Source organism: Flavobacterium sp. YO12 (assembly GCF_004119495.1).
Classification (GTDB): Bacteria; Bacteroidota; Bacteroidia; order Flavobacteriales; family Flavobacteriaceae; genus Flavobacterium.
In genome coordinates this window covers 36,846-52,951 of record NZ_NRQU01000013.1, presented here as the reverse complement: position 1 = coordinate 52,951, position 16,106 = coordinate 36,846, and the positions used below count along the sequence as shown (strand labels likewise).

Genomic DNA, 16,106 nt, shown 5'->3' with positions numbered 1-16,106 from the left:
AGCAGTGATTGGAAAAATTTAATGGTATTGGGCTTTTGGATTTTGAATTAGTAAGTAAAAATACAAGGCGATAGGGCTGATGTAATAAGCAGCCCTTTAATTTAATCTAAAATGAAAAAGATAGTTTTTGGAAGGAGTATTTAAAATGACTTACAGAAGGAATTAATAAATTGAAATAAAAATGAAGAAAATACTTTTAATACTTGCAATAGCCATTGTTGTTGCAGCCGGAAAAAAAGACACTGCTATTGAGTATGTGACTTTGTCTGGAAAAATCACGAATAAGAACTCAGACTCTTTGGTGATTGGACAGAGAAAAATTATAAAAAAAATAAAAGTTAACAGCGACGGAACTTTTTCAGACACCTTAAAAATAAAAGAAGGAAATTATGTTCTTTTTGACGGAAAAGAAAAGACAAACGTATACCTAAAGAATGGTTATGATTTACAAGTAACTCTTGATGCAAAGCAGTTTGATGAGACAATTAAATATACAGGTAAAGGTGAGTTGGAAAATAATTATTTAGCTGACCGTGCTCGTCTTGAAGAAAAAAAAGTCAATTTTGAGAATTTAATGGCTCTAAGCAGTCTTGAATTTCAAAACAGTATTAAAAGTATAAAAACAGAATTGAGTTCTCTTCTTAGTAATTCAAAAAATATGGAACCGGTTTTTGTAGAAGCTCAGAAAAAAGAAATTGAAAGTTTAGTTAAATATTTGAGTGAAACATTTGAAAGCAAACAAAAACTGCTTGCCTTTAAAGGAAAAGAAACACCAAAATTCAAAGATTACGAGAATTTTTCGGGTGGAAACGTATCGCTGGACGATTTAAAAGGTAAATATGTTTATATTGATTTATGGGCAACTTGGTGCGGACCATGCAAAGCCGAAATTCCATTTTTAAAAGAAGTAGAAAGTAAATACCATGATAAAAATATTGTATTTGTAAGTATATCTGTTGATAGGATAAAAGATCATGATAAGTGGAAAAAAATGGTAATTGACCAGAAACTTTCGGGTATGCAATTGTATGCCAAAGGAGATCAGAATTTTATGAAAGAGTATATGGTTGATGGTATTCCAAGATTTATTCTAATCGATCCAAAAGGATATATTGTTTCAGCTGATGCGCCGAGACCTTCAGAGAAATCGCTTTTAGAATTATTTAAATCATTAGGAATTTAATTTTCGGTTTTAAAATTCTATATTAGTTAAAAAAAGAGATGAGGTTATACTCATCTCTTTTTTTTGTATTTTTTCGCGAAAAATTTATTGATTTTGGTCAACACGATTTTTAAATTGATCAGTACAGTATCATCTCGAACAAATGTTTCGGATTTCGCACCAATAGTGAGAGATTATCATCACCAATACTTAAAAAAAAGACTCAATTATTGATTAACTAAAGTGAATTAATCTCTAATATATTTGAATCCAAAATCGCAATGGTTTTTCTAGTAATTTTTTTAGAATAGTCTACGGGATTAAAGTGACTTTTTTTACTTATCGAACACCTTTTTATATTCTTTTTAGTTTAAATTAAGTTTTTTTTAGAGTTTTTAACTTTTTTTTGAAGTGTTCGATAAATTTGTAAAAATTTAATGAAGTGAAAAACGTGAAGTGCCGTAAATAAAGAGATTTTTAGTTTTTAAAAATTACGAATTTGTGAAATTGAACACTTGTGAGAGCGTTATTTTGTTAGTGGTTAACAATAAAAAAAGCCTGTAAACAAAGAGTTTACAGGCTTTTTTGTGGAGTCGCCGGGAATCGAACCCGGGTCCAAACAAGCAACTAAAGAGCTTTCTACACGCTTATTTCCTGATTAGATTTTCGTTGTTGAGCTAGGCCAGAAACAACCACCCAACACTTATCTTCTTAATTTTCGAAATCCACCCGAAGCTCATGGAAATCTAGGTTTATTTTTACGGTTCCCCTTGACAGAACGCCACAAACCAAGGCTTTCTAGGAGAATCCAGCTTCTCTACCTTGTAGAGACGTGGCGCAATCTTACTATGATTCGGATTATGCAGCTAAAGCGTAATTATTTTCGCCGTGTAAAAGTGTGAGATCTTATATTTACGAGCAAGGTCTCAATGCTCGACGTGCTTACTGTTCAATTCGACTTGCTGTCAAAACCAGTCGACCCCAAAAATGAGTTTGCAAATTTATGCTATTTGAATTTACTTTCTACTAAAATTTTTTAAAAAAAGTCATAAAGCCCAAAGTCGAAAGTCCAAAGTCAGTATTGTCAGCTGTTTTTAAGACTTTCGTCTTTCAACTTTCGACTTTACAACTTTCGACTTTAAGACTATTTTATTCTTCGTCTTTGAAATTAAAAGGATAATCTCCAAAGATTGGTGCTAATTTACGAACAGCATAAGTGTTTCTGTTCATTTTATTAGATAAAGCAATAATCGTTACATTCTCTTTCATTAAAGTAATGTACGATGAAGTATTACCATGCCACCAGCCATTATGAAAATAGAAGTTTTGTCCCGTTTCCCAATTAATCATTCTAATTCCTAAACCGTAATTTTTAGTTCCTTTACGTTCGTTGCTGTATCCCGTGTAAACTTGTTTTAATAGTTCAGGTTTTAAAAAATCAGGTGAGTTTCTAGCTCGGTCAAATTTCAAAAGATCGCGTACAGTCGAGAAAACGTTTTTATCACCGTAAACATTATCTAGATAATCAAAACCAATTTCTACACCATTTCCTTTGTATGATGGAACAATTTTTTTTCTGTCTTTATCATCATCAAAAACATATGTATTTGTCATGCCTAAAGGTTTAAAAATCATTTCAGACATCGCTTCTTTGTATTTAAGCCCTGTGATTTTTTCTATAATCAGCGCCAGCATAGCATAATTAGTATTGCAGTAGCTGAAACGAGTTCCCGTTCTTGATTCTAATCCAATATCTTTTGTAGCCAGAATATCTAGAATGTCTTTATTGGTTAACTGGTTATGTCTGTCCCAAACTGATTTATCTCTGTCTGTAAAATAAGCATAGTTGCGCATTCCAGAACGATGATCTAAAAGCATTCTTATAGTGCAGTCTTCGTAAGGAAACGTTTTTAAAATCGTATTTACTTTTTGATCTAAGTCTATTTTGCCAGCATTTACCAATTTTAAAACCGCGGTAGCCGTCAAAACCTTACTTACCGAAGCAATTTGTACAGGAGTATTGGCTGTAATTTTGGTTCCTTCATTTTTATTAGCAAAACCGTTGTATCTTTCAAATATAATTTGACCATTTCTGGCAACCAAAAAACTGCCGTTCATGCTGTTGTTTGGCCAGTTTTTATTGTAAAAGTGATTTATTCTGCCTGTTACCGAGTTTTTATAGGCCTGTGATATTTTCTTTTCAGGTCCTAAAGGCTTCATTTTAGGTAATGTATCTTCGACTGTTGAGGTAGTAGCGGTATCTGTTTTTTTGTCTTTACCACACGAACTTAAAACTAGTATTGAAAAAAGTATTTGTGGTATCTTTGTCTTTTTAAGGAAAATCATTTGCATCGTTCTTTAAAAACAAATATATAGAATTCAATATTTATGTTTCGTGATTTTTAGAATGCAAATCAGCTTTCTTTAACTTAAAATTAACAAATGTTTTGAGTAGTCGATTGTTAGTCAGCTTTAAACGGTTTTTAAACATTCTAAATTGTATTTTTACAACAAAACTTTAACGAAATTTGTTATATTTGAAACAAAAACGATGTAAAAAGTTATATTAATTAATGTTTTAAACTTGTTTGAATGAAATTTGGAATTATAAAAGAAAGAAAAAACCCACCAGATCGCCGCGTTGTCTTTGCTCCTGATGAATTGGCAAAATTGAAACAGCAGTATCATGAAGCGGTTGTAGAGGTAGAAAGTTCTGATATTAGGATTTTTTCGGATACGCAATATAAAAGTATGGGAATTACGGTTTCTGATGATGTTTCAAATTGTGATGTTTTATTTGGGGTGAAAGAAGTTCCTGTTGAAAATTTAATTCCAAATAAGTCTTATTTCTTTTTTTCTCATACCATCAAAAAACAACCTTATAATAGAAAGCTATTACAGGCAATTTTAGAAAAAAATATTGATTTGTACGATCACGAAACGATTGTTGATGCAAACGATCATCGATTAATTGGTTTCGGAAAGTATGCTGGAATGGTTGGAGTTTATAACGGAATTCGTGCTTTTGGATTAAAGTTTGAATTGTTTAAGCTTCCTAAAGCAGAAACTCTTTCGGGAAAAGATGCTTTGATTATGCATTTAAAGCGTATAACGATGCCGGCTTTGAAATTTGTCGTTACTGGAACGGGGAAAGTAGGCAGCGGAGCTAAAGAAATTTTAGACGCTATTAAAGTAAAAGAAATTACGATTGATAATTATCTGACTAAAAAATACGCGCAGGCTGTTTATGTTCAGTTGGATGTTTTAGAATATAATAAAAGACTTGATGGTCAAATTTTAGATTTTAAAGATTTTGTAAATCATCCAGAAGAATATACTTCAGATTTTGAAAGATTTACTAAAGTTTCAGATATTTATTTTGCAGGTCATTTTTATGCTAACAATGCTCCAATGATTTTGACAAAAGAAATGCTGAATGCGAGTGATTGTAAATTGAAAGTTGTAGCTGATATTTCATGTGATGTTAATGGACCAATTGCTTGTACCATTCGTTCGTCGACCATTGCAGAACCTTTGTACGGTTATTTTCCTTTGGAAGATCGAGAAGTAGATTTTTTTCATCCTGCTGCTGTTGCGGTGATGGCAGTTGATAATTTACCTTGCGAAATTCCAAAAGACGCTAGTGAAGGTTTCGGAGAGCAATTTATGGAACATGTAATTCCCGCTTTTTTCAACGGAGATAAAGACGGGATTTTAAAACGTGCAAAAATTACTGAAAAAGGTAAATTAACTGAAAGATTCAGCTATTTACAAGATTATGTAGATGGTAAATAATGGTGAATTGTTAATTATCAATTATTAATTGAAATTCCGATCGTAATTATACATTGTCATCCTTAGCGAAGTCGAAGGATTTTACAATATCAAAAGCCCTTCGACTTCGCTCAGGGTGACAAGAAGAAAAAAGCCTGAAATTTTATTTCAGGCTTTTTTTGATTAACCATTAACCATTAAATTTAGACCATATCTTCAGGTTTAACCCAAGCGTCAAAATCTTCAGGGGTTACATAGCCTAGATGAATTGCTTCTTCTTTTAGAGTTGTTCCATTTTTGTGAGCGGTTTGAGCAATTTCTGCGGCTTTATAATAACCAATTTTTGTATTTAGCGCTGTTACAAGCATGAGAGAATTGTCTACTAACTCTTTAATTCGTTTGTAATTTGGTTCGATTCCCTGTGCGCAATGTTCATCAAATGAAACGCAGGCATCTCCAAGTAAACGTGCAGATTGCAGGAAGTTGGCAGCCATAACTGGTTTAAAAACATTTAACTCATAATGTCCCTGCATTCCGCCAACGGCAATTGCCATATCGTTTCCAATTACTTGAGCGCATACCATTGTTAAAGCTTCACATTGTGTTGGGTTTACTTTTCCGGGCATGATAGACGATCCGGGTTCGTTTTCTGGAATATGAATTTCGCCAATTCCAGAACGTGGTCCAGAAGCCAACATTCTAACATCATTTGCGATTTTGTTTAAAGAAACGGCTAGTTGTTTTAATGCTCCATGTGTTTCAACAATCGCATCGTGTGCTGCCAAAGCCTCAAATTTGTTTTCGGCAGTTATAAAAGGGTGGTTTGTGAACTTTGCAATATATGCAGCAACTTTTACATCATAGCCTTTTGGAGTGTTTAATCCTGTTCCAACGGCGGTTCCGCCCAAAGCGATTTCTGATAAATGGGCTAAAGTATTTTTTAATGCTTTTAGTCCAAAAGCCAATTGGGCTGCATAGCCTGAAATTTCCTGACCCAGTGTAAGAGGAGTGGCGTCCATTAAATGCGTACGACCAATTTTTACAACATTTTTGAATTCAATGGCTTTTTTGTTCAGTGTAGCATGCAGTTTTTCAACTCCAGGAATTGTGGTTTCTACCACCATTTTGTAAGCAGCGATATGCATTCCGGTTGGGAAAGTATCATTTGATGATTGTGATTTATTAACATCATCATTTGCTTTAATAAATTGCTCGCCTTCGCCAATTTCAAAGCCTTTAAGAACTTGTGCGCGGTTTGCAATTACTTCGTTTACATTCATATTGCTTTGCGTGCCTGAACCTGTCTGCCAAATTACTAATGGAAATTGATCGTCTAATTTTCCTTCTAGAATTTCATCGCAGACTTCGGCAATTGCGTCTCTTTTTTCGATTGGCAAAACACCTAAATCGTAATTCGCATAAGCGGCTGCTTTTTTTAGATAGGCAAATCCTTCGATGATTTCTTTGGGCATCGATCCAGAATTTCCAATTTTAAAATTATTTCGAGAACGTTCTGTTTGTGCACCCCAATATTTATCGGCTGGGACTTGAACTTCGCCCATAGTGTCTTTTTCTATTCTGTATTTCATTTTGTTGTAAATATGTTGTTTGTAAAATGTGTTTCTTTTGAAAATGATTGCCCTAGCCCTGATGGAAGCGGCATCCTTTTGTGGCGGTGTTCGACACAAAAGATATAGCGTACAGCAGGTTTCAGCTCCTAGAAATACTCATGTTGTTCTAATTTAGAGAGTTGAATAATATTCTTTAAAAAAAGCTTATTTAAAATGAATATAAATATACGTATAAATGTTATTTCATGAAAATTGATTTAGATTTTATTGCCAAGGAAGAATTTATAACCTACATTTGTCGTAACATTCAAAAATTCCGGAAAACATGTTTGAATTTTCACAGTACTTAGGCTTTTTACTTTTCTTAACCGTACTAACTATAGGGTTTTGGTTAATGTTTTTCTTAGTTGGTTTCGTATCTTATTGGGTTACGGGAGCAAGCTGGGAAATGTTCAAAGAAAAAAGAGCCAAAAAAAGACAAGAAGAACAATCAATTTAATTTTAGATTGATTTCATAAAAAAGAACCCTTTGGGTTCTTTTTTTTGTGCCAAAAAAAGAAATTGCATTCAGATGGCTTGATATAATTAAGTTAAGCTTTTAGGAGACAAAATTAATCTCGCAATTTCGATAGCTATCGGGAGCTTAGACGCAAAATTTAAACATAATATTGTCATTCCGAGGTACGAGGAATCTTCGCGAGAAACTCGACAAAGATTGGCAATACAGATTACGGAGCTGCTTGTGGAGATTGCTTCGTCAATTCGCTAACGCTCATGCAATGTCATTAAGGAAAAATAAAAAAATAGCACGCAGATTTGGCAGATCCAGCAGATTTTTTTTTTTTCTGCGTAAATCTGCGAGAAAGTAAAAATACCAAGTCCTTAACTTAATGACATTGCCCGATAGCTATCGGAATGAAATTCCAAATTCCAATCTTAATTGGTACAGATTCAAAAAAAGAAATTCCAAATTCCAACTGTGAAAGATTGGAATTTGGAATTTTTAGTATTGGAGTTTAATATAGCTTATCCAGGGAAATCGCCGCCGCCGTCACCGCCGCCGTCATTTCTTGGTGCCTTTTCTCTATCATTTTTAGGTTTGTTAAAACGATAAGTAAATGATAAATTGAATTGGCGCTTACGAAATTGCATTTCACCATATGATCTCTGACTTTCAAGAGTGGTATCATTTTGAAGGTAAGTGTACGATCTCATAATTCTTGAGTTGAAAATATCACTGATGTTGAAAGCAATTGTAGCTTTGTCTTTCATAACATCTTTGCTTAATGCAGTGTTCATTCCAAACTGACCTAAGTTTTTACCTTGAGCTGTTTTTTGTTCGCCATTGTAAGTAGCATTCAATTGCCAGTCAATTTTGTATGGTAAAGTCAGTTTAGAGTTGATTCTTGCAAACCAAGAATTAGCTTGATTGTCAAGATTTTGTACTACAGTATTGCCTTTAGTATCAACATAAGTATTTTCTCCTGTTGTTTTTACGTTGTAAAGATTGAAGTTACTGTTTACTCTCCACCATTTAAACGGAGTATAATTTAAGGTAAACTCAAAACCAAATTTTTGTTCTTTACCTAAGTTAATAGGTCTGCTTAAAATAACTGGAATTCCGTTTACTTCTTCTCCATTTGGAGTTCTAACAAAGCTGAATACATCTTTTGTGTCTTCAAAATAAGCTGAAGTATTGAAAGTTACTTTGTCCCAACGTTTGATATAACCAATGTCATATTTGTCTGTTAATGATGGATCTAAATCAGGATTTCCTTGAAAAATGTTAACATTACTTGAGTAGTTAACAGCTGGATTCATAAAACGACCTCTTGGTCTTGTTAAACGCTTGCTGTAACTTGCTGTAAAGTTGCTTTGATCTGAAATTTCATAACTGATAAAAGCACTTGGAAACAAGTTGTTGTACTTTTTAGTATTGAAATCGTTGTTGTCTAATAAGTTTACTTGAATATTCGTGTCTTCCCAACGTAAGCCAAATAAATACGAGAATTTATTTACTTTAAAGCCATATTGAGTGTAAAGAGCATTAATATTCTCTTTGTATTCTAAAGTGTTTGATAAGTTTGGATCTTTTGCTCCTGAATCATCTGTAACGAAGTATTCATTATTTAAATCACCAAAACTACCTTTATATCCTGCTTCAAACTGACCGCCTTTTCCTAAAGGCAATACATAATCTGCTTGCAATTGTACTTGTTTTTGTACTTGATCGTTTAGTGTTGTATTGTAGTTTGGCGAAGCGGTAATAATACTGCTGTTGTTATCTGTGTTTCTTGAAATAGATAAATCAGCTGTAAGTTTGTGTCCTTTATCGTTGAAATTTTTAATCAAATTCGAAGTATATTCTACATTTTGACTATTGGTTTCTCCGTTATTTAAACGAAACGAATTACCTGTAGGATTACTATTTGAGTCAAAATTACTGTAATTAATTAAGTCTCTAGTGTCACCAGAATTTTTTTGGTAATTAATGGCGTTTGTCCAGAAAGTATTTGGCGCAACAGTCCATTCGATTCCTGCTCTTCCATTAAATCCATCAGATTCTCTTTTAGTGTCACGATCTTCATCTAAGAAACCTTTTGGCGTACCATCAGCATTATAGTAAGATGTATTAGTTAAACCTCCTCCTTCATTAGTTCTGTGGTTATAACCTAGAGTAGTAAAATAGTTTAATTTTTCTGTTTTATAATTTAGATTTCCTGTTAACCCATAAGCTTCTGGGATACCTGTAGAAGCAATAAATGTTCCGTTGAAACCTTGGTTTTTACCCTTTTTTAGAACTATGTTGATGATTCCAGATCCTCCTTCGGCATCGTATCGCGCTGATGGATTTGTAATAACTTCAACTTTATCAATTGCATCTGCAGGAAGCTGGCGTAAAGCTTCGGCAACATTTATAGCGTTAGAAGGTCTTCCGTCAATTAAAATTCGAATATTGTCGCTTCCTCTTAAACTTACATTTCCTTCGGTATCAACAGAAACTGATGGTACATTGTCTAGGACGTCACTAACAGTTCCGCCTTTTACAATCATATCTTGACCAACATTATAAACCTTTTTGTCTAGTTTAATTTCTACTGTTGATTTTTCTGCACGAACCACAACTTCATTTAATTGAGCAGCATCTTCAGATAAATTTATAACACCTAAATTAGTGTCATCTTTAATGCTTTTTTGCTTTAATTCGGTTGATTTAAACGAAATAAATTCAATCTTAATATCATAAGTTCCCGGTGCAACAGCTACATCAAATTCACCTTTTGGATTGGTGATTCCACCAGCAATAACTTTAGTATCGTTTGGAGCAGTTATTGAAATTGTTGCATATTCCAACGGTTGTTTGCTTACTTTTTCTAAAACTTTTCCAGTAACTTTTACCTTGTTTTTTGCGGGCGGTCCCTGCTGTGCATAGTTGTAAAAACTTGTAAAAAGCAATACAAGTATTACAGCGAATTTGATTTTCTTCATTTTTTTTTGGTTTCTTTGATTCTTTAGACCGCAAATGTAGCTTTTGGTTTAAAGTGTAAGATCATAAAAAAATGTTAATTTGGTATTTAGTATTAATCTAAAAAAGAAGCCACTTTATCTAAATCTCTCCCAATAATTGCTTTTCCATCTTTTATAACAATTGGACGTTCAATTAGGATTGGGTTATCTGTCATTGCTTGAATAATTTCATCATTAGTCAATGTTTTTTCTTTGTAGTTTTCTATCCAAATTTTTTCTTTGGTTCTAACTAATTCTATAGGTTGCAGGTTTAATTTTTTAAGAAGTTCTTTTAATTCACTAAAGCTTGGTGTTTCAGTTAAATATGGAATTATTTCATATTCTTGATTTGTCTGGTCAATAAAAGCGAGGCAGTTTCTTGATTTTCCGCAGCGTGGATTGTGATAAATTTGTATCATTTTGTTATATTTAAAGTGTGCTGAAATAGGTTCTGTAAAAAAGCGGTATTTTAGCAATAACAAAAATAGGATTTACTATTTAAATAGAATTCTCATTTTAAAAATTTTAAATATATGTTTTTAGAGCAAGGTGTTAAACCTGAAAATAAATTTTGGAAGTATCTTTTAGGATCTGTTTTTATTATTACAGCTTCATTTGTAGGGCAGGTGCCTTTTACGATTGCAGTTTTTTGGAAAAGTTTCTCCGATAAAACTGGTTTTCCAACCGATAATGATGCGGCATTAAAAATATTTGAACCAAATCTTACTTTGTTCTTAATAATGATTTCATTTGTTTTTGCTCTAGCAGGTGTTTATTTTGTTGTAAAATACATACATCATCAAACCGTGTTGTCAGTTACAACAGGGAGAAAAAAAGTCGATTGGAGTCGTATTTTGTTCTCTTTTATTTTATGGTCGGTTTTTTCTATTGCAAGTTTTTCTGTCTTGTATTTTCAAGCTCCCGAAAAGTTTGTGTGGAATTTTAAGCTGATTCCATTTTTGATTTTAGTAGTTATTGGCGGTATTTTAATTCCTATTCAAACAAGTACAGAGGAATATGTTTTTAGAGGCTATTTAATGCAGGGCTTCGCAAATTTAGCGCAGAATAAGTGGTTTCCGCTTATGATGACTTCATTGATATTTGGATTTATGCATATCTTAAATCCCGAGGTTACAAAAATGGGATATATAATAATGGTGTATTATATAGGAACAGGTTTGTTTCTAGGAATTATTACATTAATGGATGATGGGATGGAACTGGCTTTGGGTTTTCATGCTGCTAATAATCTGGTAGGAGCTTTATTGGTTACTTCAGATTGGACGGTTTTTCAGACACATTCTATTTTTATTGATCTATCAGAACCTTCTGCTGGTTTTGATGTTATTTTTCCAGTTGTAGTGGTGTATCCGATATTGCTTTTTGTTTATAGTAAAAAATACAATTGGACTAATTGGAAAGAAAAATTAACGGGTAAAATTAATCTAACAGAATTATCAAATTAAATACAATCATGCAAAACTTAACACATAAAAATGTACACAATTATTTTAAATTAGATGGTTATCATTTGAATGCAGCCGATTTGTGTCAAATTGGATATAGTTTTATCAAAGAAGGCGATGCATATGAGCGATCTATTGGTGAATTTTTTCTGGATTGGTTTGATCATAAGGATTATATCGAAATGACGACTTCTGGAACAACTGGTCTTCCTAAGTTAGTTAGACTTGAGAAACAAGCCATGATTCAATCGGCTTTGGCAACAGGAGATTTCTTTGGTTTAAAACCGGGAGATAAAGCACTGCTTTGTTTGCCAACTCAGTTTATTGCTGGAAAAATGATGCTGGTTCGAAGTTTAATATTAGGTTTAGAGCTTGATGTGGTAGTGCCAAGTACGGAGCCTTTGGCTTATAATAACAAGCAGTATGATTTTGTGGCAATGGTGCCTTTGCAGGTTCAAAATTCAATTGAAAAATTAAAAATATTAAAAAGTTAATTATTGGAGGAGCAAAAATTGACAGCTCACTTGAAGAGAAATTACTGCCTTTAAAAACGGAGATTTATGAGACTTATGGGATGACGGAAACCATAACGCATATTGCAGCTAAAAGAGTAGGGGAAAGTGTTTTTTCAATTTTACCAAATGTAAAGATTGAAAAAGATGATCGCGGTTGTTTGGTTATTTATGTGTCTTCAATTTCTGATGAACCTATAATTACTAATGATTTAGTAGATTTAGTAAATGAGAATAAGTTTAGTTTTTTAGGAAGATTTGATAATGTAATTAACAGCGGCGGCGTAAAGCTTATTCCTGAGCAGATAGAAGCGAAGTTAACAGGCAAAATTAATAATCGTTTTTTTGTGACTGGTGTACCGGATACAACTTTAGGCGAAAAACTAATTTTAGTGATTGAAGGCGAAAAACAAGATTTTGCACCAGATTTTTTTGATGTTTTAGGAAAATTTGAAAAGCCAAAAGAAATTGTTTTTGTTCCGAAATTTAAAGAAAATGAAAACGGAAAACTGCTGCGTAAACCGAGTTTACAATCTTAAAAAAGTTAAATAAAAAATCCCAAATTCCAAGTTTGAAAATTGGAATTTGGGATTTATCCCGATAGCTATCGGGAATGGAATTTATTTAGCTTTTCTTTCCAAAAGGGCCATGTAAAATCCGTCAAAACCAGATTCTGAAGCCAATAATTTACGATCTTCTACAAAAGTAAATTGTTGCCCGATTTCGGTTTTTAAGAACTTTTGTACTTGCTCTTGATTCTCAGATGGTAAAACAGAGCAAGTTGCGTAAACTAATTTTCCGCCTGGTTTTACAATTTTAGAATAGCTTTCTAAAACTTCACTCTGAACTTTACGGATATTGTCGATAAACTCAGGTTGTAATTTCCATTTAGAATCAGGGTTTCTTTTTAAAACTCCTAATCCGCTGCAAGGCGCATCAATTAATACGCGATCTGCTTTTTCATGCAGTTTCTTGATCACTTTTGTAGAGTCAATTATGCGGTATTCAATATTAAAAGCACCATTTCTTTTTGCTCTTAATTTTAATTGCTTTAGTTTGCTTTCATACAAATCCATTGCGATCAATTGTCCTTTATTTTCCATTAAAGAAGCAATATGCAAAGTTTTTCCACCTGCTCCAGCGCAAGTATCTACCACTCGCATTCCAGGCTTAACATCTAGAAAACCGGCAACCAATTGTGAGTTAGCATCCTGAACTTCAAAAAGTCCTTGTTTAAAAGCATCTGTCAAAAATACGTTTGCTCTCTCTTTTAAAACTAAAGCTTCTGGCTGATCTTTTAAATATTCTGTTTCAATATTTAAATCCATCAAGGTGTTTCTTAAGTTTTCTTTGGTACCTTTTAATGTGTTAGTTCTTAGAATAACTTTAGCAGGCTGGTTTTGAGCTGTAATTTCTTTCGACCAAATCTTTTCGCCAAGTTCTTTTACACCCAATTCATCCATCCAGTCTGGAATAGATTCTTTTAAAGCTCTCACTTTCGAAAGTTCGTCAAAACGTCCTTTGATTTTTCTTTCAGGAGTTCCTTCTAATTGTCTCCAATCTGGGATTGGGTATCCTCTTAAAACAGCCCAAACAGCAAACATTCTCCATAGATTGTCTCTGTCATAAGGTTCTTTAACTTCTGCGATTTCTCCGTATAATCTTTTCCAACGAACAATTTCGTATATCGTTTCAGCAACAAACTTCCTGTCAGAACTTCCCCAACGTTTGTCTTTTTTTAATGCTCTGGCTACCACTTTGTCTGCGTATTCTCCTTCATTGAAAATTGCGTTCAAAGAATCGATGGTAGTATAAACTAAATTTCTGTGTAATCTCATTTCTAATATTTGAGTTGCAAAGGTACTATTAATTGATTGAAAGTTAAATTTTTAATACTGAATCTTATTTCTGATTCTCATTAAAAGAAAAAACACTCTTAATTAGAGTGTTTTTTTTGAAATATTTTGGACGCTTTTTATTCTTTAGGAACAATACGTGTTAATCCAATGTTTTCTGGAGCATGAAGCACCATTGGGAATTTCTCTACTTTAACAGAACTGCTGTCTAAGCCAAAAGCTCTTTCTTCAGACAAACTCAGTTTTTTGATAAAGAAATACGAGTTCATGATGATGTTTTCGTGCCATCTTAAATCGTTGTCATTTGATAAAAATTTCTCAGACAATACAAATTTAAAGTCTCCAATAATATTGTTTTTATTCAATGATTCGTAACGACTTGTAATATCAACTTCACCGCGTTTCACCATATCTCGAATTACTTCTCTAAACATTAAATTGATTTTTGTAGGTTCTCTAAAACCTAAATTAAAATCAATTCTGTAAATGTCGTCTTTAGCAATTTCGGTAACTTTATATTGTGTTTTATAAGGTTCAGTAAGAATGTTTACGTGTACAAACCAATAGATATCGGCTCTTTTTGGACGTTTTTGTAAGATCGAATAAATTACTTTTTCCTCTAATTCGTCAACGCGATTTGCATTAGTCATGTAGACTAAGTGCGTAGCATATTTAGGAATAGAAAGGTCTTCGCTCAACTCCATTAATACCTTTTTGTAATCGTCAATTTTGACAACTTTAGTATAGTTTTTGTTGATTTTCTTAGCAAGATACCAAATCGTCATTATAGAAATAAGTATACTCGCAATGATTAAAGTTACATAACCTCCTTCGGCAAATTTTGTAATGTTTGCGATAAGGAAACTGAATTCGATTAATAAATAAATCGTAATAAGAGGCACCATGAAATACAGTTTTACACGTTTCATGATTAGGTAATAATTCAGCAAAATGGTAGTCATGATCATACATAAAATAATCGCAAGACCATAGGCATGCTCCATGTTTCCTGATTTTTCAAAGTGCAATACAATACCAACACAACCAAAAAACAATAACCAGTTTATTGACGGAATATATAATTGACCTTTAACTTCAGTAGGATATTTGATTTTTACTTTTGGCCAGAAATTCAAACGCATTGCTTCATTGATCAAAGTAAATGATCCGCTTATAAGTGCTTGAGAAGCAATAACTGCAGCCAAAGTTGCTACAACAATACCAAATGGTAAAAACCAATGCGGCATAATAAGGTAAAACGGATTTCCGTTTTCTCCGCCTAATTGCTGTAGAGTACTTCCTTCATGGTGAATAAGATATGCAGCTTGACCAAAGTAATTTAATACCAAAGTCGTTTTTACAAACATCCAGCTTATTCTAATATTTTTTCGACCGCAATGTCCCATATCTGAATACAAAGCTTCAGCTCCAGTAGTACATAAAAATACAAAACCAAGAACAAAGAAACCATCAGGATGAACAGACAATAAGTGATAAGCGTAGTAAGGATTTATAGCTTTAATAACTTCAGGGAAGTTCATAATCTGAATAAATCCTAATGTTCCTAACATGGCAAACCAAATCAGCATCATTGGAGCGAAAAACTTCCCAACTAGTTTGGTTCCAAATTGTTGTATCGTGAATAGGACAAAAAGAATGGCAATTACAATATAAACAATGGTTTGAGTTTCCATTGTTGGGTAGAATGCTCTAATTCCTTCAACCGCTGATGAAATTGAGATTGGCGGCGTAATAATACCATCTGCAAGCAGTGCGCTTCCTCCAATAATCGCGGGCACAATGAGCCATTGTATTTTGGTTTTTTTCACTAAAGCGTATAAAGCAAAAATACCGCCTTCGCCGTGATTGTCCGCACTTAAAGTTATAAGCACATATTTTATAGTGGTTTGTAAAGTCAAAGTCCAAAACACACATGAAATACCGCCTAATACAATGTCGGCATTAATGGTATGGTCGCCAAGAATAGCTTTCATTACGTACAATGGAGATGTACCAATATCTCCATAAATAATCCCTAATGTTATCAATAAACCCCCTATAGACAACTTACTATGTAAGTTTTTATGCGATGCGCTCATGTATATTTTTATAAAAGACGGTTGCAAATTTACTGTTTTAAAACAAATTAGCAGCAATTATAATTAAAAAGATAAAAAAAAGCACAATCCCCAAATTGTGCTTTTAGTTTTAAATAAAAAATTGAAATATTTAAGTTATCCTCTTCGTCCGCCTTCTCT

At 33.1% G+C, this 16,106-nt stretch carries 10 protein-coding genes, 1 other RNA gene and 1 pseudogene; 5 read left to right on the top strand and 7 right to left on the bottom strand.

Annotated features, from left to right (window positions below; translation table 11 throughout):
- The first annotated feature begins 181 nt into the window (after positions 1-181).
- Positions 182-1,183: a redoxin family protein gene (locus tag BOW55_RS06250; RefSeq protein WP_129023434.1), complete on the top strand. Its 1,002-nt coding sequence runs from the start codon at positions 182-184 to the stop codon at positions 1,181-1,183.
- A 564-nt stretch (positions 1,184-1,747) separates the two neighbouring features.
- Here BOW55_RS06250 and ssrA read toward each other — a convergent pair.
- Positions 1,748-2,145: a transfer-messenger RNA gene (gene ssrA / locus BOW55_RS06245) on the bottom strand.
- A gap of 166 nt (positions 2,146-2,311) precedes the next feature.
- Positions 2,312-3,514, bottom strand: a complete 1,203-nt coding sequence (locus BOW55_RS06240) for a serine hydrolase (protein ID WP_089053155.1) — start codon at positions 3,512-3,514, stop codon at positions 2,312-2,314.
- A gap of 240 nt (positions 3,515-3,754) precedes the next feature.
- On the opposite strand from BOW55_RS06240, the gene BOW55_RS06235 reads away from it, so the two are divergent.
- Positions 3,755-4,957, top strand: coding sequence for an NAD(P)-dependent oxidoreductase (locus tag BOW55_RS06235; RefSeq protein ID WP_129023433.1), 1,203 nt, complete (start codon positions 3,755-3,757; stop codon positions 4,955-4,957).
- A gap of 182 nt (positions 4,958-5,139) precedes the next feature.
- On the opposite strand, the gene fumC is transcribed toward BOW55_RS06235, so the two are convergent.
- Complete coding sequence (fumC, locus tag BOW55_RS06230; RefSeq protein WP_129023432.1) at positions 5,140-6,525, bottom strand: class II fumarate hydratase; 1,386 nt, start codon at positions 6,523-6,525, stop codon at positions 5,140-5,142.
- Positions 6,526-6,832: 307 nt separating this feature from the next.
- Here fumC and BOW55_RS06225 point away from each other — a divergent pair, with 307 nt between their 5' ends.
- Positions 6,833-7,006 carry a hypothetical protein gene (locus tag BOW55_RS06225; protein ID WP_089053158.1) on the top strand — a complete coding sequence of 58 codons (174 nt, stop codon included), beginning with the start codon at positions 6,833-6,835 and terminating at the stop codon, positions 7,004-7,006.
- A 527-nt stretch (positions 7,007-7,533) separates the two neighbouring features.
- On the opposite strand, the gene BOW55_RS06220 is transcribed toward BOW55_RS06225, so the two are convergent.
- Positions 7,534-9,996: an outer membrane beta-barrel family protein gene (locus BOW55_RS06220; protein ID WP_129023431.1), complete on the bottom strand. Its 2,463-nt coding sequence runs from the start codon at positions 9,994-9,996 to the stop codon at positions 7,534-7,536.
- A gap of 92 nt (positions 9,997-10,088) precedes the next feature.
- Complete coding sequence (arsC, locus tag BOW55_RS06215; protein WP_129023430.1) at positions 10,089-10,433, bottom strand: arsenate reductase (glutaredoxin); 345 nt, start codon at positions 10,431-10,433, stop codon at positions 10,089-10,091.
- Between the two features lie 114 nt (positions 10,434-10,547).
- On the opposite strand from arsC, the gene BOW55_RS06210 reads away from it, so the two are divergent.
- Together BOW55_RS06210 and BOW55_RS06205 are read left to right on the top strand one after the other, a co-directional pair.
- Positions 10,548-11,480 carry a CPBP family intramembrane glutamic endopeptidase gene (locus BOW55_RS06210; protein WP_129023429.1) on the top strand — a complete coding sequence of 311 codons (933 nt, stop codon included), beginning with the start codon at positions 10,548-10,550 and terminating at the stop codon, positions 11,478-11,480.
- 8 nt (positions 11,481-11,488) lie between these two features.
- Positions 11,489-12,531, top strand: a pseudogene (locus BOW55_RS06205) (AMP-binding protein).
- 81 nt (positions 12,532-12,612) lie between these two features.
- On the opposite strand, the gene BOW55_RS06200 reads toward BOW55_RS06205, so the two are convergent.
- Complete coding sequence (locus tag BOW55_RS06200) at positions 12,613-13,830, bottom strand: RsmB/NOP family class I SAM-dependent RNA methyltransferase (RefSeq protein WP_129023428.1); 1,218 nt, start codon at positions 13,828-13,830, stop codon at positions 12,613-12,615.
- Between the two features lie 137 nt (positions 13,831-13,967).
- On the bottom strand, positions 13,968-15,947 hold the full coding sequence (locus BOW55_RS06195) for a KUP/HAK/KT family potassium transporter (protein ID WP_129023427.1): 1,980 nt from the start codon (positions 15,945-15,947) through the stop codon (positions 13,968-13,970).
- Positions 15,948-16,106: the final 159 nt, after the last annotated feature.

Bases quoted from the DNA above. Each gene is read 5' to 3' on its own strand.
- BOW55_RS06220 (WP_129023431.1), bottom strand. From the start codon at position 9,996: ATGAAGAAAATCAAATTCGCTGTAATACTTGTATTGCTTTTTACAAGT.
- BOW55_RS06225 (WP_089053158.1), top strand. From the start codon at position 6,833: ATGTTTGAATTTTCACAGTACTTAGGCTTTTTACTTTTCTTAACCGTA.
- BOW55_RS06235 (WP_129023433.1), top strand. From the start codon at position 3,755: ATGAAATTTGGAATTATAAAAGAAAGAAAAAACCCACCAGATCGCCGC.
- BOW55_RS06240 (WP_089053155.1), bottom strand. From the start codon at position 3,514: ATGCAAATGATTTTCCTTAAAAAGACAAAGATACCACAAATACTTTTT.
- BOW55_RS06210 (WP_129023429.1), top strand. From the start codon at position 10,548: ATGTTTTTAGAGCAAGGTGTTAAACCTGAAAATAAATTTTGGAAGTAT.
- arsC (WP_129023430.1), bottom strand. From the start codon at position 10,433: ATGATACAAATTTATCACAATCCACGCTGCGGAAAATCAAGAAACTGC.
- BOW55_RS06195 (WP_129023427.1), bottom strand. From the start codon at position 15,947: ATGAGCGCATCGCATAAAAACTTACATAGTAAGTTGTCTATAGGGGGT.
- fumC (WP_129023432.1), bottom strand. From the start codon at position 6,525: ATGAAATACAGAATAGAAAAAGACACTATGGGCGAAGTTCAAGTCCCA.
- BOW55_RS06200 (WP_129023428.1), bottom strand. From the start codon at position 13,830: ATGAGATTACACAGAAATTTAGTTTATACTACCATCGATTCTTTGAAC.
- BOW55_RS06250 (WP_129023434.1), top strand. From the start codon at position 182: ATGAAGAAAATACTTTTAATACTTGCAATAGCCATTGTTGTTGCAGCC.